Origin of the sequence: Enterobacter cloacae complex sp. SHL022 (genome assembly GCF_049237785.1) — a bacterium.
GTDB lineage: Bacteria > Pseudomonadota > Gammaproteobacteria > Enterobacterales > Enterobacteriaceae > Enterobacter > Enterobacter hormaechei_C.
Genome location: NZ_JBMKJH010000006.1, coordinates 189,427 through 215,215 on the forward strand (window position 1 = coordinate 189,427; position 25,789 = coordinate 215,215).

Below are 25,789 nucleotides of genomic sequence, written 5' to 3' on the forward strand. Positions count from 1 at the left end.
GATGTCCCCCTCCGATATGGATATGGACCTGATCCTGACGCTGGATGCGTTACTCAGGGACCAGAATATCACCCATGCCGCCGCGCGGCTGGGCATCAGCCAGCCGGCGATGTCTGGCCGCCTTGCGCGCCTGCGCGTGTTGTTTGGTGAGCCGCTGTTTGTCCCTTCCCCACACGGACGTGGGGTGTTACCGACGCCGCGCGCCGAGGGGTTAAGGCCGCAGGTCGCGACGGTTTTGCAGGGTATATCGGCGATGCTTGAACCCACCACGTTTAACGCGCAGAACAGCAACCGCACCTTTGTGATTGCCCTGCACGAGAACCCGGCGCTGATGCTGGGGGCAGAGTTGCAGAATCAGATTAGCAGTGCGGCGCCAGGTATCCGCCTGCGTTTTGCGCTCCCGGAAACCCAACTGCTGCCAGCGCAGATGGAAAATGGCGATGTGGATATTTATGTCGGCGTTAACGCGGTGGCGCACGATGCATGGGTCAGACGCAAGCTGTTTGACGATGAATATGCCACAGCCCAGCGAAAAGGCCATCCGCGCGGTACGAGTCCGATGGATCTGGATAGCTATTGTAGCCTTTCCCACCTGGTGGTTTCATCCGAGGGCGACCCGTTCGCGGGCTTTGTCGATCAGCACCTGGCGGGGCTTGGCCACCAGCGTAACGTAGTGATGTCGACGCAAAGCTATGCGATGGCGCCTGCGATTGTTGCCGGTACCGATTTGCTCTGCACCTTACCCAGACGCATGTTGCTACGGTTTACGCAAACGCTTGATATTTTTCCGCCGCCGCTGGATCTCCCACCGATCGTCATCGGTATGTACTGGCACCCGAAAAACAGCCAGGATCCGGCTAACCGCTGGCTGCGAGAACAGCTTCTTCAGGCCGCCGGACGTCAGGTATGATCGAGGATACTCATCAATTTTTTCAGCACCTCAGAGCGAATAATCCGGTGGCAAACCAGCGTCAGCTCGCTCTCCCGGAGTCGGTCAAGAATATCCACAAAGACGACGTTTTGTACGCATATCGCCTTCGCTGAAGCCGGCAGCATGGCGATGCCAAACCCTGCCGAGACGAGGCTTATCACCGTGGGGACATCGGTGGCATTTTGCACAACGTCAGGCTGTATGCCCGCGCTGTGGCAGGCATCATAGAAATATTGCTCCAGCCCCATCCCCTCCGGGTCGCGCAGGGCGATCCACTTCTCCTCTTTCACCGACGCAAGCGTCAGCGCGGCGGAGCCCGCCAGGCTGTGTTGACGAGGTAAGGCCAGCACGGCTTTTTCCGTTGTGAAAGGACGGCTTTGCAGATCGTCAGGCAGCAGCGGTAACGGGGCACGAATAATGGCCACATCCAGCTGGTTGCTTTGCACGCCGGTATAAAGGGTTTGCACGTTTCCCGTCATCATGGAAAGGCTGATGGCTGGCCATTTCTCATGTAAAAGCCGCAGCGCGGCGGGCAGCTTACTGTCGAATATCGCACTTGAAACACATCCGAGATTCAGCACGCCCTGTTCTCCTCTGGCCGTCTGTCTGGCATCCAGAATCGCCTGATCGGTCATTAAAATCGCGACTCTGGCTTTACTGAGAAACGCCTCACCGGCTGGCGTCAGCGTCAGGCGACGATTCGCCCGGCTAAAGAGCATTACCCCCAGACGATCTTCAAGCGTTTTTATCTGCTGACTCAGCGCGGGCTGCGCCATGTTAAGGCGCTCCGCCGCTCGATGCATGTGAAGCTCTTCCGCCACCACGATAAAATTGCGCATCAGTCGAAACTGCATACCATGCCTTTATTATTGATAATAAAATTCATATTAAAATAGCATAAATGATGCAATTGATAGCCCTCTTCGTCCGGTTAAGAATGGATGCATTCATCCGAGGGGGGAAAAATATGGAAAACCACATCAACGATCTCAGAAGTGCTATCGAACTGCTAAAACGCCATGAAGGTCAATACCTTGAAACCAGCCATCCGGTCGATCCTGACGCGGAGCTGGCGGGTGTGTACCGGCATATTGGTGCTGGCGGCACGGTAAAACGTCCGACGCGCATTGGCCCGGCGATGATGTTTAACGCTATTAAGGGATACCCCGACTCCCGTATTCTGGTCGGAATGCACGCCAGCCGCGAGCGGGCGGCGCTCCTGTTGGGCTGCGAACCCTCTGAACTGGCAAAACATGTCGGCCAGGCCGTGAAAAACCCGATTGCTCCCGTTGTCGTCCCGGCGGCCCAGGCGCCGTGTCAGGAGCAGGTGTTTTATGCCGACGATCCGGACTTCGATCTGCGTAAATTGCTTCCGGCACCGACCAACACGCCGATAGATGCCGGTCCGTTCTTCTGTCTGGGGCTGGTGCTGGCAAGCGATCCGGAAGATGCCTCACTGACCGATGTCACTATTCACCGTCTCTGCGTTCAGGAGCGCGATGAGCTCTCCATGTTTCTTGCCGCGGGCCGCCATATTGAAGTGTTCCGTAAGAAAGCCGAGGAGGCGGGTAAACCGTTGCCGGTCACGATCAATATGGGTCTCGATCCCGCTATCTATATTGGCGCCTGTTTCGAAGCCCCTACCACGCCCTTCGGCTACAACGAACTGGGTGTCGCCGGTGCGTTACGTCAGACCCCCGTCGAGCTGGTGCAGGGTGTGGCCGTAAATGAAAAAGCGATTGCGCGTGCGGAAATTATCATCGAAGGCGAACTGCTGCCGGGCGTGCGCGTAGAAGAAGATCAGCATACCCACACCGGGCACGCGATGCCGGAATTTCCCGGCTACTGCGGGGAGGCTAACCCCTCCTTACCGGTAATCAAAGTGAAGGCCGTCACGATGCGTCATCAGGCGATCCTGCAAACCCTGGTAGGACCGGGCGAAGAGCACACCACGCTGGCCGGTTTGCCAACGGAGGCCAGCATCCGTAATGCGGTGGAAGAAGCCATTCCCGGTTTTCTGCAAAACGTCTATGCGCATACCGCTGGCGGCGGCAAGTTCCTTGGCGTATTGCAGGTGAAAAAACGCCAGCCCTCTGACGAAGGGCGTCAGGGTCAGGCGGCTCTCATCGCGTTAGCCACCTATTCCGAGCTTAAAAACATTATTCTCGTCGACGAAGATGTGGATATTTTCGACAGCGACGACATCTTGTGGGCGATGACGACCCGTATGCAGGGCGATGTCAGCATCACCCATCTGCCGGGGATCCGCGGACACCAGCTCGATCCGTCTCAGGCGCCGGACTACAGCCCCTCCATTCGTGGCAACGGGATCACCTGCAAAACGATTTTCGACTGTACGGTGCCCTGGGCGCTGAAGTCCCGCTTTGAGCGTGCGCCCTTTATGGAGGTAGACCCAACGCCGTGGGCACCTGAACTGTTTAAAAAATAGTATTAACCGGAAATCCTCTTCACCCTTTACGGGTGAAGAACCTCACGCTGAAATTGCCGCGTCCCCTGCTTTCTTGTAACCTTTGAGCGTTTATCACATCCCCATAAAAAATGAGACTACCGGACGCCTATGACAGCACATGTTTCCAACGATCCTTTGCATGGCGTAACCCTCGAAATGCAGGTTAACGCGCTGGTTGCGCGATATGGCTGGAATGAACTGGGCAACCGAATCAAAATCAACTGTTTTCGCAAGGACCCGAGTGTTAAATCGAGTCTGAAGTTCCTGCGCCGCACCCCATGGGCGCGGGCGGAAGTTGAAGCCCTCTACCTCGACTCCCTTCACGATGACGGTAACGGGGAACAGGACGAACCGGCGTTTAATCCCTGGACGGATAGCCGGACACCCAGGAGCTAACACGCAAATGATGCGACACGTAAAACGGACTGGCGCGCTGCTTGGCTGCGCGCTTTTACTGGTAAGTTGCACTTCCAAACCACCTAAATCACTCGTAACCCCGCTGCCGCAGGCGAAACCTGTACAGCAGACTAACGAACCCATGCGCGGGATCTGGCTGGCGACCGTCTCCCGTCTCGACTGGCCTCCCGTTTCATCGGTGAATGGCCGTAGCGCGGACCAGCGCATCGCCCAGCAACAGCGGGCGCTGACGGACAAGCTCGATAAGCTGAAAAATCTAGGGATCAACACCGTCTTCTTTCAGGTAAAACCGGACAGTACGGCGCTGTGGGCTTCTAAAATACTGCCCTGGTCAGATACCCTGACGGGGACTATCGGGGAAGATCCCGGTTACGATCCGCTTCAGTTTATGCTGGATGAAGCGCACAAGCGTGGGATGAAGGTTCATGCCTGGTTTAACCCATACCGCGTTTCCACCAACACGAAGCCGTCGACCATCGCCGCGCTTAACCGCACCTCGTCGCTTCATCCTTCGAGCGTGTACGTCCTGCATCCGGAGTGGATTCGCACCTCGGGGGATCGTTTTGTTCTCGACCCGGGCATTCCCGAGGTGCGGGACTGGATAACCCAGGTGGTGATGGAAGTGGTAAATCATTACCCTGTCGACGGCGTTCAGTTCGATGACTATTTTTACACCGAGACGCCGGGCTCCCCCCTGAATGATGCCTGGACCTTCAGGCGCTATGGCGAAGGATTTGCGTCAAAAGCGGACTGGCGTCGACACAATACGCAGCAGTTGATTGTGCAGGTCTCCAGGGCGATCAAGCAGGCTAAACCTGAGGTCGAATTTGGCGTCAGCCCGGCGGGGGTCTGGCGCAATCGCTCCTTCGACCCGGCAGGCTCGGACACGCGCGGCGCCGCAGCCTATGATGAATCCTACGCTGACACGCGCAAATGGGTACAGCAGGGATTACTGGATTACATTGCGCCGCAGATCTACTGGCCCTTCGCCCGCGACGCGGCACGTTACGATGTGCTGACAAAATGGTGGGCTGACGTGGTGAAACCGACCCACACCCGTCTGTATATCGGGATCGCGTTCTACAAAGTGGGCGCGCCTTCCAGAAATGAACCGGACTGGACGGTGAACGGCGGCGTACCGGAGCTGAAAAAACAGCTCGACCTCAATGATTCACTGCCAGACGTTAAGGGCACCATCCTGTTCCGTGAAGACTATCTTAACCAGCCGCAGACGCAGGAAGCAGTAAATTACCTCCGGGGACGCTGGGGTAGTTGACTGAAAAAAGGCAGAAACGTCCTGTTTCTGCCTTTCTTTTTACGGCTTCGGTCCGAACATTGCCTCAAGCTGTTTTGCGTCTGGCATACCCACGACCTGTTGCAGTTCGTTTTGCTCATTCAGGTAATAAATAGCCGGTGTGGCATTCGCGCCGAGACTGTCCATGAGCGTCTGGTGATTTTGCAGGATCTCAACGGTTTCCCGGGACGCCGCTCCTTCAGGTTTCGGCAGCTTTTTACCGCCGGACAGCTCGTACGCTTTCCAGGCCGACACCGGATCTTTCGCATTCAGGATCGCGGAGGCGTTACGCCCGCTGTTCGGGTTAAGAAACGCAACCAGCAGCGTGTTGAGCTGGACCTTGCCAGCCTTCACCCACGGCTGCGCTTCAGCCCAGAACTGCTTGCAGTACGGGCAGAACGGGTCGGCAAAGACGAAGACTTTGCGCGGGGCACTCTCCGCGCCCTCCTTCAGGGGATGCGCCGCATTGAGCTTTTTCCACATCTCGCGGCCCATCGGGGCGTAGATCTCTTTCTGGAAAAAGGCCTCGCTGAGGTTGGTTCCCTTCTCATCATACAGATAGCCAGACACGACGTGCTTTCCGTCAGGGGTCAGAAAGAGCGTCACGCCCATGTCCTGATATTGCCCCAGCCACGCTGGCGCGCCGCCGGGGGCGTCAATTTTCTTAATGATCTTGATGTCCTGCTGTTCACTGAAGTGCTTCACCACATCCGGAAGCGACTCCTCTGCGCTGACCAGCCCCGAAACCATCAGAGCAGAGAGTAACAGCACCTTTTTCTTTGCTAACCGTTGAAGCATAACGACCCCTCTAAAATATTGTTTTTCAGAGTGGTCGAAGTTTATTGCCCTGTCAACGCTTCATAAATATCCTTGAGGCGACTACGCAAAAATCGCACGGCTTTGTGTTTGCGGGATAATAACGCCTGCACACTGTCGCCTGTTTCCTCTGCCAGCACCTTCATGCTGTAGCCCTCAAATTCCGTTTTTTCAAACACCTCGCGCTGAGGTGGCGGCAGTTCCGACAGGGCTTGCCCCAACTCTTCCCATAGCAGCATGTTGAGATACTCCTCCTCCGGCGTTTGCGGTACGCCGAATAACGTTTCTGCAATCTCCTGCTCCGGAAAGTCCTCGTCATCTGCTGTCAGGTACGCCGGCAGTGAAACCTCGTGCTTTTTTCGCGCCCGGTCGATCATCTCATTTCGTGCGGCGCGAAACAGCCAGGCGGCGACGTTCTCGACCGGTTGTTCCACTTTCATCAACTGCCAGGTCACTTCCTGAAGAATATCATCGACATCATCACGAACCGCAGTCCTTCCGCGAATGAATGCTTTTAGCCGCGTGCGGCAGGCATTGAGTGCCGAGATCAGTAATGATTCCCCCGCCTCACCGGCTTTCATATCGCTCACTCGGCTTCCGGCGCTTTCGCACCGTTATCATCTCGTTTTTCATCCCGGCCATCGTGCCATCGGCAATGACCATGGCGCCCAAATCCCGCCCGACGCTGCTGAATGAAGGCCTCACGTTGTTCGGGGCTCATATTCATCCATTGTTCGTGCATACGGCGGTGCGCACCGAACATACCGGGACGGAAACCCAGCCCACCGAAAAGAATGCGGCTCAGCAGCAGGATCCCCAACGCCTGCCAGAAGCCAATGGCTTTAACCCCCAGGATGGCCGGGAGCAACGCGTTCCACAGGGACATGACCAGCAGGCCAAGCACCACGAACAGGACTGCGCCAATCACGATGCCCTTACCCATACGATGGCGGCCCAAGCCACGCCCGTGACCTTTTCCGTGCATATCAAAATTTCTCATGTGTGCCTCGTTTATGTTGAATGATTATGGTCTCTGATGAGGTAGACGGATGAGAAACAGAAATATTGCCGGGGAAAGAGAAAATTTATGTGATAGCGGCGTTGTATGGATAACAGTATTGGCTGAAGGAGATTGTGCAGCGGCTGAATACAAACATTAAAAAGGCTCCCTCGGGAGCTTTTTTATGCGCCTCAACACAATGAAATAAAAGGATTTATTTCATGCCATGTCCACAGATTGACCACATCGTTACAAGAAGCCCAGCAGTAGCGGGGCTTACTCTTGATGAGCAAATTTCGGTCCTCAGTGAATAGAAATCCATTAATTAAATCGTTTTCGCTAGAGTTAACGAAGTTCATGCTCAGCTATAATAAGAGCTGAAATATGTCGTTGATGGATACTGTCGTTTTTGCAGTCACATTCATTAGCGTTATGTTCACGCTCCCATAAGCCAGAAGGTTGTCTGCGGTAATACCATCCAGGGCATAAACCAGCGTTTGTCATCTCTAATCCAGGATGCATGACCACCAACTCACAAACCTCAAAAAGATCCTGCGCATGATTGATTATACCTATTCCTTTTTGATATACGACGTTATGGCCCATGCCGGGATGCTTAATAATTTCATCGATTTCGAATGCAAGGTAAGTTTTACCTTCAATCATTTTTTCGATTTTAGGAAATCTCATTGGAGTTTCGGCTGGTGCAGTTCCAAAAATAATTACCCCCGGAGCTGAAACAACCTTCCCCCCTGTCAATTCACCTTTAACCGTATCAATCGACATGAAAATTTCACTAATTTTACCGCCTTGGTAAAATGCTGTATCTGGTGACGCAATTTTTTTAAAACTATCCTGATACTCAGGTATTTCAAGCGCGCGTTTAAATACAGGCACAGGGAATTCCGGATCACGTAGCGACTCTATTTCTCTCCATGGTAAATCTAAAAGTGCTTTGAGAATGGGGTCTTTTGACACAGGCGGGAAAAGAGAATCAGTTTTCGTTAAACCATGTAAGGCTGCATAATCACGAAAAATAGCTCTACTTGCTGTTATTTGAGCAATGAAGCAATTTTTTGGAACGACCTTTCCCATCGTAGGTCCCAAGAGCCACGCCTTTTGCGCTTCAGTTCGAGGATGAGACGCCTTAATTGTTAAAGTGGCAAGATCTATGAGCCCCACCTCATTAGCAATCGATTTATCAATCACATAAAGGTGACCTTCACCCTCTTCATAGACATAACTAACGTATTTTTTTCTTTCCCATAGAAAGTTTTCATCACAATCTTCACACATGTCGATGCTGGGTGATTCGGTATACTTATGGCTAGCAAACCATGCACTTACAGCAGGACTAGAAGAGCAGTCTATATAAAATGATCTCCATCCATAATGTTGCAAAAGGGCCTGAACATAACCTATGTCATTGACATGCTCACCAATTAGCACCTCAAGAACCTTGCTCGCATAACGGGACCATTTGATTGTTTCTGTTGGAATACAATCCTGCCGATCAAATGAAGCGATAATGGATGGCTCTCCAGGTTCACCATAGTGAGTAAGTTGCCCCCTAAACAGTACGTCTTGACCAAATTCGTCTATCAACGCTTCCAACTCATTAAGCGTACTAACTTTAATATTTTTCATTTTTATCCATGGGCTAGAGTCAAAAAGTGAACTCAAGAAACCGACATGTGTGGCAATAAATTTTCCAATCGGAATCGAGCAAATAATTTCAGTGAAAAACCTTTTTGAATACAGGAAGGCAATAGTGAAAAGATATTTACATATTATTCATACTCATTTCAATAAAGCAATATTTGTATCAATAAGTTATTCGCAATGAGATTATTAGCAATTAATGATGTTTTATCAACTACAAAAAATAGATATCCCCGTATACACGGGGCTATCTTTTGGTCACATCCAGTGGATCTGTTGCTGGCCTGACGTTGTCGGATGCGGTGCCGCTGGCACTACAACCCCCGGTGATACGATAAAGCGCTCGACCGTTTCGGTGGTCACAAACGTCGCGCTGCAGTTGATGTTTGTGCACTGGTGGTAACGCTCCTTGGTCGTGTCAGTAAAATAGCGACTTGTGCGGGCGTGAGCGGCGAAATGGCATTTTGGACAGTGAAACATGGCGAGCACCTCATAAAATTTCCGATGCGTTAATTTTACTCACTTTATTTTTATATAATAAATAGTTAAAATCAAATCACTGCATTAATTCTTCGCTTTCGTACTCCACATCCGAAACCTTAACCTCAAGCTCTAAGCCCGTTGTGTAGCCGTTCCCGTTGAGGTTATGCACCACCCGGCTGATTATCCATGCCTGCTCGTCTATAACGCGCTTAAAGCCTTTCACCGCCACCGGCGTTTCAGGAAATAAATCTGCGCGGCCGAGCGCCAGCGAGATTGAAAACTCCGCGACACCTCGCTGCAGCTTGTCCCATTTTGCCTGAGCGGCGCGCATGGCCTGCGCCTTTGTCGCGTAGATGGTCACCAGCTCCAGCACGTTGTCAGACTCACCGACCATATACTCACCCTCACGCGCTTCCTGCTCTTTTTGGGCTTTTGCCTTTGCAGTGGTTTTGGTCGCTTTCGGATGCTGCAGCGCGCGCAGGTGCTGCGCCTTTGGTTTGCGTCTGAGCTTCACCTTTTGCTTTTGCGGCTTCGGGTCTTTGGTGTGCAGCCATTTTGCCGTTACCCCGGTGTAGGCTTCCCGGTCAGCGATGGCGAACTGATGCCGGTCGCCATCGCCGCGCTCGACGGTCATTTGCGGGATAGGCTTGCCACTGGCCGTCTGTGCGCTACCGGCTTTCAGGAATAACAGTTTCCCAAACTTCACCGCGACAGATGCGCCGTTGCGCTCCGCCAGCCTCGCCAGAAATGCCGCGTCAGATTCCTGCGTCTGGTCAATGTGAGGCACGGGGATCGCTTTCAGCGTTTCCGCCACGCTGGCCGTCAGCTTGTTGCGTGCCGCAATGGTCTCCACAATGACCCCGAGCGTGGTGTCATGCCATGACTGTTCCCGGCGTGAATTAAGCGACCCGCGAAAATCAGCGCTGCGCCCCCTGATGGTGAGCGTATCAGGCGCGCCCCGGTGCTCGATTTCATCGACCGTGAAACTCCCTTTATTCAGCAAGGCGGATCCCTGCCAGCCTAACCACAGCGTCAGCTTTGCACCGCGCGGAGGCAACTCGACAAGCCCGTCGCTGTCATCGAGCTCGATGTCGAGCTGGTCGGCTTCGAATCCGCGGTTGTCCGTCATGGTCAGGCTGATTAGCCGGTCGCTGAAATTCTGCGTGATATCATCGCCATCGAGCGTCAGCATAAACGCCGGGGCAATCTGCACCCCGGCCTGAATATTCATACCCGTAATCATCCCGCCAGCCCTCCCAGCCAGTTACCGGCAGACGTCACCAGATTGTCGGCCTGCGTTTTCAGGTCGCCGTAAATTGCCGCGAGCGACTCATCGACCCGTTTCAGCGAGAGGCTAAACTCGATTTTTCTGGCCGCGCCGTCGCTGAATAATTCGCTGTGCGTGTGGGTCACTTTATCGATGACATACATGCCGTGGATCATGCCCGTTCCGTCAATCAGCGGCCACGCCCTGCCTTCGTCGGCCATCAGCTCGATGGCGGTCAGTGAGAGGCGACCGCCGGTGATTTCGGGTAGAGCACGCCCGAGAGCGTGCGCGAGGTTTCCCCCTCCCCAAGAAACTGATAGGCCGGTGGTTTGCCGATGCGATCGTTAGACGCCCAGCGGTAGTCCTTCGAATACTGCATCGACTGATGCGGCAGCGTTCGGCGCTCAAATACAAATAAACCCAGTACCATTAACATGTTTTAGCCCTCATCAGTCATGGCGCATACTTGAGCGCTGGCGCGCACGATTTTCCCGGTCGAGTTTATCGACGGCCTCCCTGAGCTGGCGGTCGAGGTCACTGCCCGGGGCGACGCCCCCCTGTAAAGTGATGTGATATTCAGGTTTGCTCTGGTCAACATAGGTCTTTCCGGCAGGAGCCGGCACCGGGTGATACCACTGAGAATCGCCAAACAACGGGGTTGATCTGATACTGGACTCTTTAACTGAACCCGTTGCGGCATTGGCTTTTGCGGCTTTCTGGTCAAGGTCGCTCGACTCTTTATTGATAACCCCGAGTTTCTCCAGTAACCAGTTAACGCCGCCGCGCAGTTTGTTAAAACTATTGAGCGGTAACATCAGCGCGTCGGCCAGTGCCTTACCGAACAACACCCCCGCATTTTTGCAGCTATCGAGCGTCTCCTGCGTTGCCTTAACCGGCGCTATCAGGTCAGTGAACCACTGCCAGACCCCGCGCAGTTTTTCGATGATGGAATCAAACACCGGCGCGAGCGGCGAGAAAATTTCAGCCACCGGCGCAAAGGCCGCTTTAAGCCCCTCCACCACACCCGAAAAGAATGCGCTTATTGGCTCCCAGTATTTACGGATAAGCAGCGCACCGGCCACCACGGCAGCGACCACCGCGACCACCGGCAGAATGATTGCCCCTAATGCCGCGACAATGGCACTTCCGGCAGTAGTGAAAACAACGCTCAGCATGCCAGCAGCAGCGATAATCGCGTTTATTCCTGCGATGACAGGCCATGCAATCAGACCAATCCCGCCGAGCACCCCAACCAGCGCCAGACCACCGGCGACAAGGTTAAACATGGTTTGCGTCAGTTCAGGGTTAGCTTTCGCCCACGCGGCCACCTTGCCGAGCCAGTCTGTCGCGGAAACCGTCAGGCGACGCAGTGCTGAGTCTTCTTTTTCGAAAACCTCAATCTGCAGGTCTTCCCATGCTGACTGCAGGTTTTTCAGATCGCCGTCGAGGTTATCCGTTTGTATTTTCGCAATGCGCTCGGTCGTGCCTTTTGAGTCGCGGATTTGCTGACGCTTATTGTCGAGCGAGCCATCACCGGCAGCGGCGACGAGTTTAATCGCCCCCTTCATGGCCTCTTCACCGAAAATGACTTTCAGATATTCGCCCTGCTCTGCGGTGCCGAGCTTGTTTTTCGCAAAGGACTTGTGAATATCTTTGAGGATTTTCTCGACCGGCAGCATGTTCCCTTTGCCGTCGCGGGTTATCACGCCTAATTCTGAAATGGCCACAACGGCCTTACCCATAGGAGCCTGCAGACGGTTGAAAATGGCACTCGCGCCCGTCCCGGCCATCGAGCCTTTAATCCCGTTATCCGCCAGAATGCCGAGCATGGCGGTCGTGTCTTCGATGCTCGCACCTGCAGCCTCAGCAATTGGCGCGACATATTTCATCGCCTCGCCCAACTCGACGAGACCGGTGTTAGATGACGTAAAGCCTTTCGTCATCACATCCGCGACGCGCTCAATCTCGGTGGTCGGCAGGTTAAATGCCGACTGCATGTTAGTGATAATGTCGGCGGCTTCTGCGATATCCACATCGGCCGCGAGGCTGAGGTTTACGGTCGAACCGGTCGCGGCCAGCACGTCATCGGCGTTATAGCCCGAGCGTGCGAGCGTGGTCTGCGTGCGCGCTACATCACCCGGTGAAAAGGCGGTTGTCGCACCGATATCACGCGCCTGTTGACGAATGGCCGCGAGCTTATCGTCGCCCTTATCGAGCCCGAGGATCGCCTGCGTGCCTGACATCTGCTTATCAAAACCGATACCCGGCGCAATAAAGCGTGACGCACCATAAAGCCCGGCGGTCGCCACCCCGACGCCCACCATCCCGGCATTACGCGCACCGGCGGCGAGCTGTTGCCCGGATTCATAGCGGCTTTTTACCGCGCTGAGTCTGGCCTGTTGCTGACTGACGCGCGCCAGTGCATCACGTTGCCGGTTAAGCTTCGCGGTGGTCTCGCTGATGCTGGATTTCAGACGGCGCTCGTCTGCCGACAGCGTGCGGGTATTTATCCCGGCCTGCGCGAGCTCCGTGCGCTGGCGCTGCACCGACTGCCTGAGCCCGTTATATTTGAGCTGCAGGTCAGCGGCGGATTTCTTTGCCGCCTCCATCGCGCGCGCCTGCGCGTTAGTGGGGTTTTCGGTGTTTTTAAACTGGACGGCCAGCGCTGCGGCCTCCTGTTTCGCTTTGTTAAGCGACTGACCGGTCACGGCAAGCTGTGCGCTCGCTTTCCTGAATCCGTCAATTCGTGACGCCTGCGCATTCAGATCGCGCAGGGTGTTTTGAGAAGTGCGGATATCGCTAGCAAGGGATTTACTGGCGTTCTGGATAGCTTTGAGCGGTCGGCTTGCCCGGTCTACTGCGTTAAGCAGCACCTCAAGTCTGACGTTATTGCTCATGGTGGTTTCCGCTTCGCTGCAGCGCCTTATCGCGCCATGTGATGAGCTCGGTCACGCTCAGGGAATTCAGCTCTGATGGCGGCCAGTGAAAAATCACCGCGATATCCGCCATCAGGTCATCGACCGAAAGGTTATCGGGGAACGTCAGCGAGCCGAAGATGGCGACAAAAAACCGACCACCTTACCGGCGAACAAAATCAGGTCTGACGCTTCCAGACGCGTGACCTCATGCTCGGTGAGTGCCGGGTACGTCATGCGCGGCAGCACCTTAATCAGCGCATCGACGTCAGAATTTGCCAGCGAGGCCAGACTCACACCGCGCAGGGTTCCCGCGTTGGGTTTTGTGACGGTCACCTGTTCGATTTTCTGCTCACCGCGCATGATGGGGTTATCGAGGATCACAATGTTTGAGTTTTCGGTTTCGTTGATGTTTTCCATGATGTTGGTCTCGTCAAAGTTAGTGACCGGCCAGCCTGACTGACCGGTTAAGGGGTTACAGGCCGATGGCCTTGCGGTGCTCTGCCAGACGGTCGTCGCCGTCGACTTTCAGCACCATGTTGATGACGTCAATCTCGATGACCTCCTTACCGTCAATCGTGAGCTGGTAGTACGCGCATTCGGTCGAGATTTTGGTCGTGCCGCTTTCGCCCTGTTTGTTTTCGCCGCCGTCGTACTCCTTGTGACGGCCACGCATGACCACCTCAACGGCAGAAATCGCGCCGGTGTCATCGCGCTGGTATGAGCCGGTAAAGCGCAACGGTACGCTGTCTGCGCCCGGTGAGGCGTACTGCGCCCACAGCTCGACGTCAGGCAGACCGCCGAGCGTCCACTCGCACGACAGCGCATCGTCATCGAGACCGAGGTCAATCGACACCGAGCCCGGCATCCCGCCGCCGCGGTATTTCTCAAGCTTACGGGTCAGCTTCGGCAGGGTGACGGATTCAACAACACCCATGTAGCTCAGGCCATCGTTGAACATGTTCAGGTATTTCAGTTTGCGTGGTAATGCCATGCTCAGAGCTCCTTAGCTGTTGACCGACTCTGACAGGTTCGCCAGATAGGTATCAGTGATGCGCTGGCGCAGGGTCAGGTTTTCCAGCGGCGGGACGGGGGTGTAGTCGTAATCGATAAACAGTTTCCCCACCTTGAGCGTTTCCACGCTGTTTGACTCCGGGTCGTACCAGCAGGAGCCGTCAACGATATAGCCGTTGTTTTTCAGCTCGCGGAATTTCGCATTGATACCGGCGACGATGTCGCGGATAAGCGTTGCGGTGACGGGTTTATCAATCGCCCAGGCGTGCGCCTCCGCCATCGTGTCAGCAAGTACCTGCGCCGTGCGGGTGTAGTTTTCAAAGAGGAATAACGGATCGTCGGAGCAGGTACGGTTGCCCCAAAATTTAAAGCCGTCGTTACGGATCAACGTGGTGACACCGGCCTGATTTAACAGGTTCGCGTCGGTGGCCTTCTCCTGCAAGTCCCACGAGACCGAGGCACTGACGCCGGTGACGCCATTCACGCCGACGTTAGAGAGCGTTTTGTGCCAGCCCGTCTCCTGGTCGATTTTGGCACGCAGGCCGAGCGCGCGGGCGGTCGCCCATGCAATATCGGTCTGATTCGCCGTGGTGTCCCACGCCAGAAAATCAGGGTGAATGACCATCAGCTCACGCTGGCTGAAATTCTCACGGTAGGCGATAGCTTCGGAAATGGTCTTGCAGCCCCACGCGCTGATATAGCCAAACGCGCGCAGGCTCTGACAGGTCGCCGCGAGCGCGGTCGCCACTTCCAGAGAATCCAGCCCCGGCACGCCGAGAATGCGCGGCTTAACGCCGGTGACAGTTTTGGCGGTCAACAGCGCTTTAAGACCGGTGTATTTGCCGTTTTCGTCGGTCGTGCCGATGATGTTGGAAATGGTTTCTTTCTGCGCCGCTTCCGGGTCGTCCGGGTCTTCAATACCTTCGGCAACGCGCACAACCACAACGACCGGCTTGCACTGGTCGGCAATGGCTTGCAGGGATTTTGACAGGGTGCCGAGCTTACCGGCTTTACCGATAGCGTTCTGCACGCTGGTAATCAGCACCGGCTCATTTAGCGGAAATGTTGAATCGTCAGCATCATTGGCGGTGCAGACCATGCCGATGATAGCTGTCGAAACGGTGGAAATGGTACGCGTGCCATCGTTAATCTCGATGACCTCGACGCCGTGATGATAGTCGCTCATCCGTTTAACTCCGTGGTTAAGGGGTGCGACTATTTTCTGTTGTGTGCGGGACATGAGAAACGAAAGGCCGTTGGGGGAGTGACAGCACAACGCGCAGTGACCGGTTGCCGTGTGAGGAAAGCGTCATTGATCGTTATCAGCGATCAATCACGGTAAATTGATCGCTGATAACCATTATCAATGAATGGGTATTGTCGCTATCGTTTCGGCATTAACGAGGAAGCGATAATGACGATTTTACTCTGGGTTGTTGGTGGTCTGGCTGCATGGTGGCTCTTTGGCTTTTGCTGGCTCAGACTGTTTGCCGGTGACGAAACAGAAAAAGACTATGAAGAATGCCCCTATGACTAAACCCGCTTAACGCGGGTTTTTTATATCTGTCAGAAACCTTTCACACCGGGAGTGCAGGCCATTCAATATCCGGCGCGGCATCAGGGGAAACCCGGCTAAGATAAACACGGTACTTTTTCCACACCGTCAACATGCTGACCTCGTTCTCGCTCGCCTCCCCCAAATCGACAGCATCCTGTAATGTTTCAATCGTGAGCGTAGCTTCCTGCATCAGCCGTTTTTTTTCACCTTCAGCAAATGACACCTCTGCGGCGCGTTCTGCCTCTGTGTCTTTCTCCCAGCTTTCGCCACCCCAGCGCATATAGTTTCCGTCAGGGGCAATGGTCGTCACATCGGCAGGTAAAGCACCGGGCGCGGCGATATAAACGCGCTCGCCTGTCTCTTTGCTGTAGAGCGTTTGGTTTCGGTAGTCCTCGACCAGCGCCCACGTTGTTCCGTTGAATACAGCGACCTTGCCCTCCGGCACGTCAGGCGGCGCAATACTGGTGCAGTCTGCCGGTAGACCCGTATTAGCCGGTATATAGGCATCACCCGCGCCAATAAACTCCCGAGTGTCTGCGCGGAGGTTATAAATTCGGATAGTGCGGTCTTTACCAGAAAATTTAAAAGCCATTATGCGAGCCTCACAATGTAGTTATAAGCAATGTTTTTGACAGTGTTCTCTGCGTTACCGGTGGCGGCAACGGTGATGGTGTGGGTGTGTGACCCCATAACAACCGAGTGAGTGTGCGAGCCTACGGCCACCGTATGCGTGTGAGCCCCTACGGCTACCGTATGCGCATGCGCGCCAGCGCTGGCCGCCGTGCCTGAAACGGTATGAGTATGCGCACCCGCACTCGTTGTAGGCGGACCATTTGGGTTGTTATTTTGTGCGTTATTAAACTCATTACGATCCACATATCGGCCAGCACCGGCTCCCCCGCTGCCAACCCAAACAGGAACGGAGTGGTTATGAGCCCCCGCGCTTGCTGCTGTACCGGAAATACTGTGCGTGTGTGCGCCCGTGCTGTTTGATGACTTTGTTCCGTAGTCAAAGGCGCTGGTCGTTTTCGTCCCGTAATCGAATGCGCTGGTCGTTTTAGTGCCGAGATCGGTTGATGAAGCCGATGCACCGTGGGCGTGCGACTTAATGCCGTCCAGCTCCTGTGACAGCACTGCGCGTCCGCTTGCGGGTTTCCCCTTAATCGTCCAGCTGCGCATATCCGGGATGACGCCTGAAGGATATGCCGCCGCCAGAAGTGGATATGCTGATTTATCAAACGTTTGACCGGCCATAATGGCGTAACCGGCTGGCACCGTATCAGACGGCCACGGAATAGGCGCACCTACCGGGTAATTGTTATATCCGTCATGATGAAGAAGTTTCCAGCCCTTAAAAACGCCTGCCGTAACAGCGGCAAAACCAATGACATTGCCATCAAAATCAATCCCAATGACGGTGTTATAGCCCTGAGTATTAGAGTGTGCGGAGTTGATGTATTGCTTCCACGCATGGCCGCCGGGCATGCCATTTTTTACAGAGGAGCCGTTAAAAAAACCGCTTCGCGTTCTTAAATCAACTGCAACATCGGCAAATGATTCAGCATAGGTATTCAGGCCAGCACCCTTTGGCACGCGACCTTCAGCATTTTGATTCGCAGACTTAGCGGCATCAAACGCAGCCTTAACTGCTTTCGGTGTCGCCGCCAGCGCCTCCGACGTACTGTCGGTCGCGCTGCTGAGCTGGACAATACCCTTTTGCGCCGTGGTGGCGTCCTGAGCCGAATATTTACCTTTCGCAAGGTCATACGCTGCCTTAACCGCTTTCGGCGTCGCTGCGACGCTCTCAGACGTGCTGTCGGGCGCGCTGCTGAGCTGGACGATACCCTTTTGCGCCGTGGTGGCGTCCTGAGCCGTGTATTTACCTTTCGCAAGGTCATATGCCGCTTTAACCGCTTTCGGCGTCGCTGCGACGCTCTCAGACGCACTGTCGGTCGCATTACTTAGCTGAGTAAAGCCCTTTGCGGTGAGCGTGGCGTCAGGATGGCGGCGGGACTGCTCATGCTCCGCAATCTTGTCGTCGACGTAGTCCTGCGTTGCCATCACCGTTGAGGTATCAATCGTCAGCTCGACTGACTCGATGTCGCTTACCATGATAACCATACGCACGGTCTGCGCGCGGCCTGACCCCTCCGCCAGCGCTGGCTTGTAGCTTTCGGCCATATTGCCGACCGCAATCAGCGTGCCGGTGTCATCATAGAGCCCGAGCTCGCGCATCCAGAAACCGCCGGTCTCCGGCGGGATAAGCAGCTCCGCCACGACGTAGTTTTTATTCTTTTTATCCTGGCTGATTTTGTTCAGCGCGTGACGCCAGACCTCTTTGACGAGTTTTGTCTGGTTCGGGTCAGGCACCGGCAGCGTGCCGCCACCGTCACCCACGGCCATCGCCGTCAGGTTCACCTTTTTCCCGTTCGGGATGGTCGCTGCAGCCAGCTTGATTGCACCGGCTTTGGTGATGACCGTTTTGTATTTCACTGTCATTGTGCTCTCACTTATCCGGGGTAAACCGTGATGATGTCGCCGTCATAGGACAGAGCGCCGGTGTAGAGGTAGCCGGGGATATCCTGAATAATATTGAGGCCAATTAAATGGCGGCTGGCTGGCTTTGCATCGGCGATAAGCCGCTCCATTTCGTAATACATTTCCTCGGTGATGCCGGTCTCCAGCACGCCGATATCGAGGCGAAACGTGCCGGGCGGGTCGTTTGTCTCCCACCATTCAGAGACGTTTATCAGATAGCCGAGCGGCTCCACCACGCGGCGCACTGCGCCAATCGTTCCCTTGTGCGCATGGATAAACCACGCCGCGCGGATCACTTCCCGTTTTGTGTCCTCCGGCCAGCTCTCATCCCACCGGTCGACGGAAAACGCCCACGCCAGCCACGGCAGCAGGTTTGCCGGGCAGTCGTCGGGACTCCAGAGACGGCGCAGGGGTACGGGCGTGTTTTCGATTTCAGCGCAGGCGCGCGCGGCGGCGACCTCCAGCGGCGAGGAGCCCACCGGCAGCAGTCGGGTATTACTCATCGTTGCCCCCGATGGTCACGCTGTACTCGGTGCACCATGACGCCTGAGTCTCGTCGAGCACGATGTCAGCCACCGGCGCGGCCAGCTCAACGCGCTGCACGCCCTCGACGTGGAGCGCCGCATAGATGGCAGATTTACGGATGTCACGCCCGAGGCGGTGCTGCGCGGTGATATACGCCTGCAGCTTTGCTTTTGCCGCACTGAGCACCGGCTCGCTTTCGGGACCGGGGTAAAGGTAAAGCGACGCGGTGATTTTATAGTCGACAATTTTTGCTGACTGCACGGTCACGCGGTCTGCAACCGGCCGGACGTCCTCGTCGTTAAGCGCAGTGCGCACAATGGCGAGCAGCTCGTCAGAGGCCACGCCGTTATTTTCACGCGACAGCACCGACACGGTCACACACGCAGGCTCGGGACTGATGACGGAAATATCCGCGACACGCCCGTCAGCGCTGCGGCCATGAAACTGGTATGCGCCGGTTGAGCCTGCGGTACTCAGTCCCTCAAAAGCCTGCTGAATGCGCAGGCGGTAGTCAGTGTCCGATTCCATCACGGCTGGCGTGGGCGGAAACGTCGTGTCATCTGGAGGCGTGATGACGAGGCGCTCGACGTTATAATTTCCGCCTATCTGGTCAAGGTCGGCATCTTCTGCATACGCCAGCATGACCGCACGCGCGGCCTCGTTGACGCGCTGTCGCCAGATAACTTCCCGGTAGGCGTTTTCCTGCAGCAGCTTAACAATCGGCTCTGATTCGAGCGTCAGGGTGCACGCGACGGCCTCCTGTTGTTCTTCGGGGTATAACGAGACGAGCGTTGCCTTGCGCTCGCTCAGGATGCTCTCATAATCCAGCACTTCCACGACATCGGGCGCGGCGAGCTGGTTCAGGTCAACAATTGCCATAGCGTTTAACTCAGTGGAATGGTGAGGGAAAAGGGCTGGCCGCTGGCCGCGCGCGTGCCGGTGATGTCGACATACAGCCCGCCGTCATCCTCCGACCGCTCAAAGGTGATGCTTGTCAGGCTGACGCGAGGCTCCCATTTCTGGATCGCGGAATAACACGCGGCCATAATCTGCAGGCGCAGCGCCCTGGTCTGCGGCTGGTCAATCAGCGCCGACAGGAGCGAGCCGTATTCACGGCGCATGACGCGCGAGCCAATCGGCGTAATCAGAATGTCGCGCACGCTTTGCCTGATGTGCTCGACCTCCGAGATACTGAGGCCGGTCTGGCTGTTCATGCCCAGATAACGCACCGTCATTTAGTACCCTCCGTCCAGCTTCCGCCCCGTTCGACGCCGCCGTGGTCGTGGTCATCCACCTGCACGCCGTTTGAGGTAAATGTCCCGCCGGTATGCTCGATGTTCCCGGACATCTTCCCGCCTTTCTTTACTTCGAGCGTGCCGGTCGTCAGCTTGTTGGTGCACACCACCTCGGGCGTATCGAGCGTGATGCGGGTTTCGGCTTTCACCAGTACCAGCGGCACAGTCGCCGTAATAGAATCCGACGCGGTGACGTCGGCGGTCTTAATACCTGTCACGGTGAGCGCGCCGCTTTCGGGCTCGTACTCGATAACCGCCCCGTCAGGAAAGGCGACGTGAATCGCATCGGGCGAGGTAGACGGCGCGGGATGTTCATCCGAGAAAATGCCCGGCAGCACAAAGGCCGTATCGAGTTCGCCACCGATGGCCAGCAATAACACCTGCTCACCGACCGAGGGAGCCCACCACACGCGAGAACGACCGGCGCGACAGGTGAGCCAGTTAAGCCAAGTGGTTTGCATGCCGCCGGTCTGGACACGACACAGCCCCTCGTCGAGGTTAACGTCGGTCACAATGCCGGTGCGGATAAGGTTGCGGATCGCGCGTGCGATTTCCTGCAGAGAATTTAAATTATTCATAGGGAAAGGATGCCGCCGGGCGAGGCCAGCGGCAATGAAGCCAAGTTTTGTGAGATATAGCACAACCTCGCACTTATTCAGTATTTAAAAAGAGGACGAAATGAAGTCAATTCAAACGTACTCTTCATCGCCCAATACATCCCTATGTTAAATTAGCGAATCGCGTCCCCTTCCAAATCTCAATAAATTAGGTTGCATTCACAACAATTAAGTTTATATTGGTAAAACATCAAGTTACAATATATATGACAACCCCAACACCTAGGTGAATTATGAAAGAATTGTATTTAGATGATACTACAAATTGCGTAGGAACAATTTCAAACGTCGCAGACTTTCTTAAACTTGTAAAAAGTTCAAACGGTGAATGGCTTTATGGAAATTTATTTAGAGGGCAGCATGACGCCAAATGGCCTATATTGTCATCCCTTACACGAAGCGTAATACCTTCAATTGAAGATATAGAAAGCAAATACGGCAAGATCACTATAAACTCCCAGAGGTTTGAAGATCTATTTAAAACTGAAAAATATAATAAGCAATTAAATGAAAAGTTAAATACCATATTTCACGGGTATGTTAACTTCAAAAACCTCTTACCTCCATTCCTTAATGAAATAGAAAATAAGGAGTTCATCCTTAACTCTGACCTATCACTTTTACTACTCGCCCAACATTATGGATTTCCTACTCGCTTTATTGACTGGAGTTTAAATCCACTCGTGGCTCTATTTTTTGCTGTTGAGTTTTCAGAGCCAAAAACACAAAACAATGCTGCAGTCTATAGCTACACAGGTGAAGAAACACTCACAGGTGAAGAATTTTATGAAGGATTTCAATGTGGTTACAATGCTTATGACAAAAAAGCATTAGATTCACTGCCAGACCTTCAAAGTGGGACGTTTAACTTTTTGAGTTCCGGCAAAATATCATCCTATAAATTCAGAAAACTAGCGGTAGAGATGATAGGCTTCGTACCTCAGACTCCAATATCTATTACACACTTTAAATTCGATAGAAGAATGGATGGTCAGGAATGCATGTTTACCTTCCAAAATAATATATTAAAACCATTCACACCAAAACACTCTCAAAACCTTAAGAAGATTTTAATATCAAACCCCTACGCAATAAAAACAGAATTAATTCAGCTTGGGTTTGTCACATCAAAAATATACCCTTCGATATCCGGGTTATCTCAGGCACTGAAATTTAATCACGCAAATAAAAATTTCAAGTTCACTATATAATAACCCCCTACTGAAAATGCAGCACCAAAGACTTTGGAAAGGGGATATTTTGTTTATAACATTATGAATTGATAGGCTTTCATTCTATCCATTTGAGTAAAAGCCTCTCAACAAGTTTTTCATCATGTCTGCCAAAACCCAACAACTGTCGCTCTGAATACTGTACCTCCTCCGCGCTAGCGTTTGGCCGATCCTTTAGCCCGAACTGATGAACTCGCGCGATGCGCTGCACCTTGCGGGTAAATTCCACCACCGCGCTATTTTCACGGCCACTGGCTTTCATGTACCGGCTTGTGCGCAATGTCTGAAACATCGCCCTTTTGATTCGCCCGGTCTTTGCCCTAAGTGGCTGGCGTTTTCTTGCCTTATAGGGCGACCCGTCTGGGGCTTTTTGCTGTTTGATACGCTGCTGTTGTGCCGTTCTGAGTTGCTTTGCTATCTCACCGGCAAGCTTTCGACGCCCAGCGGGTGACAGGGCAGCAAGCAGTCCGGCGAGTTGGTTATCAAAAGGCTTAAAGTTACTCATCCCACTTGCTCACCAGTTCGCCGTTGATATAGAGCTCTTTCGGGCGCGTGACGGGCTCAGGCAGTGGCGGCTCCGGGGCATAACTGACATGCAGCGCGCCGTTTTCCTCCTTAATGATGGTGCGCTCGATGAGCTGCAGGCTGATGCTGATATCGACACTATCCTCGTCGTTCAAATCCATCAGGAAACAGTAGCCCTTTTTGCGTCCCTCATCGAGCGTGCAGATATCCGGCTGGTTTTCCCTGAGCCATGCGGCCACCGGCACGAATATCAAATCAGGGTCGCCAACAAAATCACACACGATCACATTGAGTGTGTATTTTTTTTCGTGTGACAGCGAGGCCGCGAGTCGCGCATCGATATTCCCCTCGTCGGCAAAAATGCGCATCATCTCGGGATTGGTTTTAAGTTGCGGGACGGCGTCAGTTAACGCCTTGCGCAGGCTGATTGCTTTCTTCATCGAGTTTATCCTGACAGTCTTTGACGGTTTCAACCTGCAGCGCGCAGGCGGCGAGCGCGTGCTCAAGCCTGCGAATGTCGGCGCTCAGGTCGCCATTAGTGGCCGGATCGCTTTCCGGCATCGGGCAATAACTCACCTTCGGGCAGGCGCTGTAAACAATGACCGGCGGAGGCGCAACCGGCGCGGGTGTGCAGCCTGCGCACAACATCAGGCAGCTTGTCGCTATACCAGCGGCGTAACGTTTCATTCTCATTTATCAGCCTTGTAATGGTTTCTTCCCGTCGCACGGCCATTGCACCGGCGGCGATTAACTCACCGCGTAAAGTGACCTGCGCGGTTTCGTTTTTCCTGGCAATTCCCTGCGAAACGGAAAGCTGATTTTTCAGCATCCCGATCACATATTTCTGTTCAACTGCCACCTTGTTTGCCCGTTCAAAGGAGCGCATCAGGTTGCCGTTTTCATGGCGCTGCCAGAGCACAACCGCCATCAGCGCGGCCAGTAAAAACAACATCACTTTCATTGAATACCCCTGATGCAGTAGGCACGCTCACGCGCGCGGCGGTTTTCCAGCCCTTTGTTAACTTCGCCATTCACGTAAACCCAGCGGGTGAGCTGGTCGCACGCCTGCCACCATTGATGACGCTTGATGTACGAGACCAGCGTTGAGCGGCAGGCCGCGCCGGTTCCCACGTTGAATGAGAAGCTGACCAGCGCATCGTAAACCTGTTGCGGCATTTCCACCGGCGCGCATACGGCCAGACGTTTCTCGACGTTCATCACATCCGCGACAAGGTTCGCCGCCGCCTGACGCTCGGTGATGTCCCCTTTCGGGACGACGCCTGCAGTGTGGCCGATGCCCGACGTCCACACTCCCGCGCTGCACTGGTAAGGCGTCAGGCGACAACCTTCGAGGTCGGCAATCAGCGCCAGCCCCTCGGGCGAGGTGTTAAGCAGACGAAAGTCAGGCACCAGTGCTGCCAGCGCCAGCACGGCGGCCACACTGCATTTTTTAACGATTGATTTCACGAATAGCCCCCTTATCGAGTCCGAGTGACGTCAGATAGAGATAGGTTTTGCGCTTAAACCAGTAGTTCGTCAGCGCGGTAAAAATGGCGCATCCGCCGCCCACGTAAAGCGCCATCTTTTCGGGTGAAATTGCCCCGAGATACGCCAGCGCAACGGCCAGCCAGTAGGCTATAAACGTGGTGATTTTTTCCATGCTCAGTCCCATAGATTCACCGTTTCGGTTCTGGCCGCGCTCTCGGTCTCGGGCAGCTCTATTGCCGTGCCGTGCGGCAGAATGACGCCGAGCTCGGACAGACCGGGATTCGCTTCTAAGACGGTTTCGACTACCCCCTCGGTGCGCCCGTAATACCGGGCACAAATCGCGTCGAGGGTGTCGCCCTGCAGCGCATACGCTTTCATCAGATTTGCCCCACAATACAGCGCGCTTTATCCTGGATACGCGCCACTGACCAGCGCATATCCCGCCACATCTCATCGATAGTGCTGTCGATACTGTCGGCCTTTTTGTCACCTTTGGCGGTCGCATCCACGCCGCGAAAGCGCTCATAGAGCGTGGCGGTCGTCATGGCACACACGGCGTTGAAATAGTGGAAAACGCGCACGCTCTCGCCGTCGAGCTGGTCGGTCGGGACATCCGCCAGCGTGGCGTGACCGGCTTCGAGCTGACGCTCGCGCCATTCGCCCAGCTCCGCATTCGTCTCCGCGATGGCGGTCTTAATCGCCCGGCGCAGGCGCACGGGGGAAACGGTCTGTTCTAACCGCATTTCCTCCCGCACGCGCTTCGGATCCACGTCAGGAAAAAACGGGGTGTTTTTGATTACCGGCTCGCTCACGCCCGGTGGCGGTATCACCACGCCCGGCACATCCTGCGGCTCTTGTTTTGGCTCAATAATCAGCGTCGTCATGACAACCTCGGGTAATGGGTGGGCGGTGGACGCCGTTCGCTGTCAGGGTAAGGAATACCCGCATTGAACGGCGTGCCGCCCGGCTCGGGGAGCGCTCGGTTAACCTGCGGCTTTTGCCGCCTTTGGTGGACGCCCGCGCCGTGCCGCCGGTTTAGCGGCAGGTTTGCGCGTGCGCGGTTGAGTCTTTTGGGTTTTCGGGGCGGGTTCGGCTTTTGGCCTGAGCTGACGCTCTAACTGCTCGATATCCTTTTTCACCCCGATAGTGCTTTCTAACTGGATCGCACGCTGCAGGTGCGCCAGCGCCTCGGGCAGTTGCTTCGCATCACGCAGCACGTAGCCGGTGATTTTGTGCAGCTTCGCACGCACGATATCGGGCATATCCGCGCGCTCCGTCAGCGCAATGGTGTCGAGCAGGTTCGCCAGTTCGACCGGCTGTTTTGCAGCGAGCAGGCGCTGCGCGGCGAGCGTAACCTCTTCGGCCAGCAGGCACGGCGTCGGACGGCGGCCGACCGGCATGGTGAGGCCGTAGGTCATGGCGTAACGGGCAATATCCAGCGCCCCGGCGATATCGTCAGCATCGAGACGCCACAGCATGACCGTCATGACGATGTCATCCTGCGCCCCTCTACCACTTTCGAGAACGCCAGCTACCCACGGCAGATAGAACGGTAGCAGCTCGCGTTTTTTCGCGGCTTTTCGCTCTTTTGAACTGATTTGTTTTAGCGTGCGGTTGTCTGCGGCCAGCTTAACGAGCATCTGCTCATAGGCAGTTGCATTGCGCAGCGGGACAGCAGCCCGCTGCGCAGTTTCAGAGGCCGAGACCCGCATCATGTGACGCGCTGCGGGACTCGTCATGGC

The 25,789-nt window shown here is 54.8% G+C and carries 33 protein-coding genes and 1 pseudogene; 6 read left to right on the forward strand and 28 right to left on the reverse strand.

Annotated features, from left to right (window positions below):
- The first annotated feature begins 1 nt into the window (after position 1).
- On the forward strand, positions 2 to 910 hold the full coding sequence (locus tag ACOTZD_RS14245) for a LysR family transcriptional regulator (protein ID WP_129256214.1): 909 nt from the start codon (positions 2 to 4) through the stop codon (positions 908 to 910).
- On the opposite strand, the gene ACOTZD_RS14250 is transcribed toward ACOTZD_RS14245, so the two are convergent.
- A complete protein-coding gene (locus ACOTZD_RS14250; RefSeq protein WP_003857101.1) occupies positions 901 to 1,785 on the reverse strand; it encodes a LysR substrate-binding domain-containing protein in 885 nt (294 codons plus the stop codon). The two genes, ACOTZD_RS14245 and ACOTZD_RS14250, sit on opposite strands and share 10 nt — an antisense overlap.
- A gap of 113 nt (positions 1,786 to 1,898) precedes the next feature.
- On the opposite strand from ACOTZD_RS14250, the gene ACOTZD_RS14255 reads away from it, so the two are divergent.
- From ACOTZD_RS14255 to ACOTZD_RS14265, 3 genes are all read left to right on the forward strand, one after another.
- Positions 1,899 to 3,380, forward strand: coding sequence for a UbiD family decarboxylase (locus ACOTZD_RS14255; protein WP_032658447.1), 1,482 nt, complete (start codon positions 1,899 to 1,901; stop codon positions 3,378 to 3,380).
- Between the two features lie 129 nt (positions 3,381 to 3,509).
- A complete protein-coding gene (locus tag ACOTZD_RS14260) occupies positions 3,510 to 3,797 on the forward strand; it encodes a VF530 family DNA-binding protein (RefSeq protein ID WP_003857097.1) in 288 nt (95 codons plus the stop codon).
- Between the two features lie 7 nt (positions 3,798 to 3,804).
- Positions 3,805 to 5,094 carry a glycoside hydrolase family 10 protein gene (locus ACOTZD_RS14265; RefSeq protein ID WP_032658450.1) on the forward strand — a complete coding sequence of 430 codons (1,290 nt, stop codon included), beginning with the start codon at positions 3,805 to 3,807 and terminating at the stop codon, positions 5,092 to 5,094.
- A 39-nt stretch (positions 5,095 to 5,133) separates the two neighbouring features.
- Here ACOTZD_RS14265 and dsbG read toward each other — a convergent pair whose 3' ends face one another.
- From dsbG to ACOTZD_RS14325, 12 genes and pseudogenes are all read right to left on the reverse strand, one after another.
- Entirely contained in the window at positions 5,134 to 5,910 is a 777-nt protein-coding gene (gene dsbG, locus ACOTZD_RS14270) for a thiol:disulfide interchange protein DsbG (protein ID WP_060579897.1), read from the reverse strand.
- Positions 5,911 to 5,951: 41 nt separating this feature from the next.
- Complete coding sequence (locus tag ACOTZD_RS14275; protein WP_172745095.1) at positions 5,952 to 6,509, reverse strand: RNA polymerase sigma factor; 558 nt, start codon at positions 6,507 to 6,509, stop codon at positions 5,952 to 5,954.
- Between the two features lie 5 nt (positions 6,510 to 6,514).
- Complete coding sequence (locus ACOTZD_RS14280) at positions 6,515 to 6,928, reverse strand: hypothetical protein (RefSeq protein ID WP_015570500.1); 414 nt, start codon at positions 6,926 to 6,928, stop codon at positions 6,515 to 6,517.
- Positions 6,929 to 7,273: 345 nt separating this feature from the next.
- The gene (locus ACOTZD_RS14285; protein WP_421636316.1) at positions 7,274 to 8,575 is read right to left on the reverse strand and encodes an FRG domain-containing protein; all 1,302 of its coding nucleotides are present in this window, start codon (positions 8,573 to 8,575) and stop codon (positions 7,274 to 7,276) included.
- 273 nt (positions 8,576 to 8,848) lie between these two features.
- Positions 8,849 to 9,070 carry a DNA-binding transcriptional regulator gene (locus ACOTZD_RS14290; RefSeq protein ID WP_048975131.1) on the reverse strand — a complete coding sequence of 74 codons (222 nt, stop codon included), beginning with the start codon at positions 9,068 to 9,070 and terminating at the stop codon, positions 8,849 to 8,851.
- Between the two features lie 76 nt (positions 9,071 to 9,146).
- Positions 9,147 to 10,316 (reverse strand): phage late control D family protein, encoded by a 1,170-nt coding sequence (locus ACOTZD_RS14295; protein WP_421636317.1) that lies wholly within the window; start codon positions 10,314 to 10,316, stop codon positions 9,147 to 9,149.
- Positions 10,313 to 10,776: pseudogene (locus ACOTZD_RS14300) on the reverse strand (phage tail protein). The gene ACOTZD_RS14295 and the pseudogene ACOTZD_RS14300 overlap by 4 nt, the downstream one beginning before the upstream one ends.
- Positions 10,777 to 10,789: 13 nt before the next feature.
- Complete coding sequence (locus ACOTZD_RS14305) at positions 10,790 to 13,237, reverse strand: phage tail tape measure protein (protein WP_421636318.1); 2,448 nt, start codon at positions 13,235 to 13,237, stop codon at positions 10,790 to 10,792.
- Positions 13,227 to 13,349: a GpE family phage tail protein gene (locus ACOTZD_RS14310; protein ID WP_032658721.1), complete on the reverse strand. Its 123-nt coding sequence runs from the start codon at positions 13,347 to 13,349 to the stop codon at positions 13,227 to 13,229. The genes ACOTZD_RS14305 and ACOTZD_RS14310 overlap by 11 nt, the downstream gene beginning before the upstream one ends.
- A gap of 32 nt (positions 13,350 to 13,381) precedes the next feature.
- Positions 13,382 to 13,675 (reverse strand): phage tail assembly protein, encoded by a 294-nt coding sequence (locus ACOTZD_RS14315; RefSeq protein ID WP_088126665.1) that lies wholly within the window; start codon positions 13,673 to 13,675, stop codon positions 13,382 to 13,384.
- 55 nt (positions 13,676 to 13,730) lie between these two features.
- Entirely contained in the window at positions 13,731 to 14,249 is a 519-nt protein-coding gene (locus ACOTZD_RS14320) for a phage major tail tube protein (protein WP_421636319.1), read from the reverse strand.
- Between the two features lie 12 nt (positions 14,250 to 14,261).
- Complete coding sequence (locus ACOTZD_RS14325; RefSeq protein WP_421636320.1) at positions 14,262 to 15,455, reverse strand: phage tail sheath protein; 1,194 nt, start codon at positions 15,453 to 15,455, stop codon at positions 14,262 to 14,264.
- Between the two features lie 228 nt (positions 15,456 to 15,683).
- On the opposite strand from ACOTZD_RS14325, the gene ACOTZD_RS14330 reads away from it, so the two are divergent.
- A complete protein-coding gene (locus ACOTZD_RS14330) occupies positions 15,684 to 15,806 on the forward strand; it encodes a hypothetical protein (RefSeq protein ID WP_255248574.1) in 123 nt (40 codons plus the stop codon).
- A 40-nt stretch (positions 15,807 to 15,846) separates the two neighbouring features.
- Here ACOTZD_RS14330 and ACOTZD_RS14335 read toward each other — a convergent pair whose 3' ends face one another.
- The 6 genes from ACOTZD_RS14335 to ACOTZD_RS14360 are packed head-to-tail and all read right to left on the reverse strand — an operon-like array spanning position 15,847 to position 20,763.
- Positions 15,847 to 16,419, reverse strand: coding sequence for a tail fiber assembly protein (locus ACOTZD_RS14335; protein ID WP_368958388.1), 573 nt, complete (start codon positions 16,417 to 16,419; stop codon positions 15,847 to 15,849).
- Positions 16,419 to 18,326, reverse strand: coding sequence for a phage tail protein (locus tag ACOTZD_RS14340; RefSeq protein WP_421636321.1), 1,908 nt, complete (start codon positions 18,324 to 18,326; stop codon positions 16,419 to 16,421). Before ACOTZD_RS14340 ends, ACOTZD_RS14335 begins: the two co-directional genes overlap by 1 nt.
- A gap of 11 nt (positions 18,327 to 18,337) precedes the next feature.
- Complete coding sequence (locus ACOTZD_RS14345; RefSeq protein ID WP_063848539.1) at positions 18,338 to 18,868, reverse strand: phage tail protein I; 531 nt, start codon at positions 18,866 to 18,868, stop codon at positions 18,338 to 18,340.
- Entirely contained in the window at positions 18,861 to 19,769 is a 909-nt protein-coding gene (locus ACOTZD_RS14350) for a baseplate assembly protein (protein WP_421636322.1), read from the reverse strand. The genes ACOTZD_RS14345 and ACOTZD_RS14350 overlap by 8 nt, the downstream gene beginning before the upstream one ends.
- Positions 19,770 to 19,774: 5 nt before the next feature.
- Positions 19,775 to 20,125: a GPW/gp25 family protein gene (locus ACOTZD_RS14355; protein ID WP_368958391.1), complete on the reverse strand. Its 351-nt coding sequence runs from the start codon at positions 20,123 to 20,125 to the stop codon at positions 19,775 to 19,777.
- Entirely contained in the window at positions 20,122 to 20,763 is a 642-nt protein-coding gene (locus ACOTZD_RS14360; RefSeq protein WP_250128942.1) for a phage baseplate assembly protein V, read from the reverse strand. The genes ACOTZD_RS14355 and ACOTZD_RS14360 overlap by 4 nt, the downstream gene beginning before the upstream one ends.
- Positions 20,764 to 21,035: 272 nt before the next feature.
- Between ACOTZD_RS14360 and ACOTZD_RS14365 the strand changes: the two genes are divergently transcribed.
- Positions 21,036 to 22,013, forward strand: a complete 978-nt coding sequence (locus tag ACOTZD_RS14365) for an FRG domain-containing protein (protein WP_250128943.1) — start codon at positions 21,036 to 21,038, stop codon at positions 22,011 to 22,013.
- Positions 22,014 to 22,092: 79 nt separating this feature from the next.
- On the opposite strand, the gene ACOTZD_RS14370 is transcribed toward ACOTZD_RS14365, so the two are convergent.
- From ACOTZD_RS14370 to ACOTZD_RS14410, 9 genes are all read right to left on the reverse strand, one after another.
- Positions 22,093 to 22,539 carry a phage virion morphogenesis protein gene (locus ACOTZD_RS14370; RefSeq protein WP_250128944.1) on the reverse strand — a complete coding sequence of 149 codons (447 nt, stop codon included), beginning with the start codon at positions 22,537 to 22,539 and terminating at the stop codon, positions 22,093 to 22,095.
- Entirely contained in the window at positions 22,532 to 22,999 is a 468-nt protein-coding gene (locus tag ACOTZD_RS14375; RefSeq protein WP_250128945.1) for a phage tail protein, read from the reverse strand. The genes ACOTZD_RS14370 and ACOTZD_RS14375 overlap by 8 nt, the downstream gene beginning before the upstream one ends.
- Positions 22,962 to 23,207, reverse strand: coding sequence for an Rz1-like lysis system protein LysC (gene lysC, locus ACOTZD_RS14380; protein ID WP_250128946.1), 246 nt, complete (start codon positions 23,205 to 23,207; stop codon positions 22,962 to 22,964). Before lysC ends, ACOTZD_RS14375 begins: the two co-directional genes overlap by 38 nt.
- Positions 23,095 to 23,520 carry an Rz-like lysis system protein LysB gene (gene lysB / locus ACOTZD_RS14385; protein ID WP_250128947.1) on the reverse strand — a complete coding sequence of 142 codons (426 nt, stop codon included), beginning with the start codon at positions 23,518 to 23,520 and terminating at the stop codon, positions 23,095 to 23,097. The genes lysC and lysB overlap by 113 nt, the downstream gene beginning before the upstream one ends.
- Positions 23,517 to 24,026, reverse strand: coding sequence for a lysozyme (locus tag ACOTZD_RS14390; RefSeq protein WP_250128948.1), 510 nt, complete (start codon positions 24,024 to 24,026; stop codon positions 23,517 to 23,519). Before ACOTZD_RS14390 ends, lysB begins: the two co-directional genes overlap by 4 nt.
- Positions 24,010 to 24,231, reverse strand: coding sequence for a hypothetical protein (locus ACOTZD_RS14395; protein WP_014170137.1), 222 nt, complete (start codon positions 24,229 to 24,231; stop codon positions 24,010 to 24,012). The genes ACOTZD_RS14390 and ACOTZD_RS14395 overlap by 17 nt, the downstream gene beginning before the upstream one ends.
- On the reverse strand, positions 24,222 to 24,425 hold the full coding sequence (locus ACOTZD_RS14400) for a tail protein X (protein ID WP_023209074.1): 204 nt from the start codon (positions 24,423 to 24,425) through the stop codon (positions 24,222 to 24,224). Before ACOTZD_RS14400 ends, ACOTZD_RS14395 begins: the two co-directional genes overlap by 10 nt.
- Positions 24,425 to 24,931 carry a head completion/stabilization protein gene (locus ACOTZD_RS14405; RefSeq protein ID WP_050870929.1) on the reverse strand — a complete coding sequence of 169 codons (507 nt, stop codon included), beginning with the start codon at positions 24,929 to 24,931 and terminating at the stop codon, positions 24,425 to 24,427. The genes ACOTZD_RS14400 and ACOTZD_RS14405 overlap by 1 nt, the downstream gene beginning before the upstream one ends.
- A gap of 99 nt (positions 24,932 to 25,030) precedes the next feature.
- Positions 25,031 to 25,786 (reverse strand): terminase endonuclease subunit, encoded by a 756-nt coding sequence (locus tag ACOTZD_RS14410; RefSeq protein WP_250128949.1) that lies wholly within the window; start codon positions 25,784 to 25,786, stop codon positions 25,031 to 25,033.
- Positions 25,787 to 25,789: the final 3 nt, after the last annotated feature.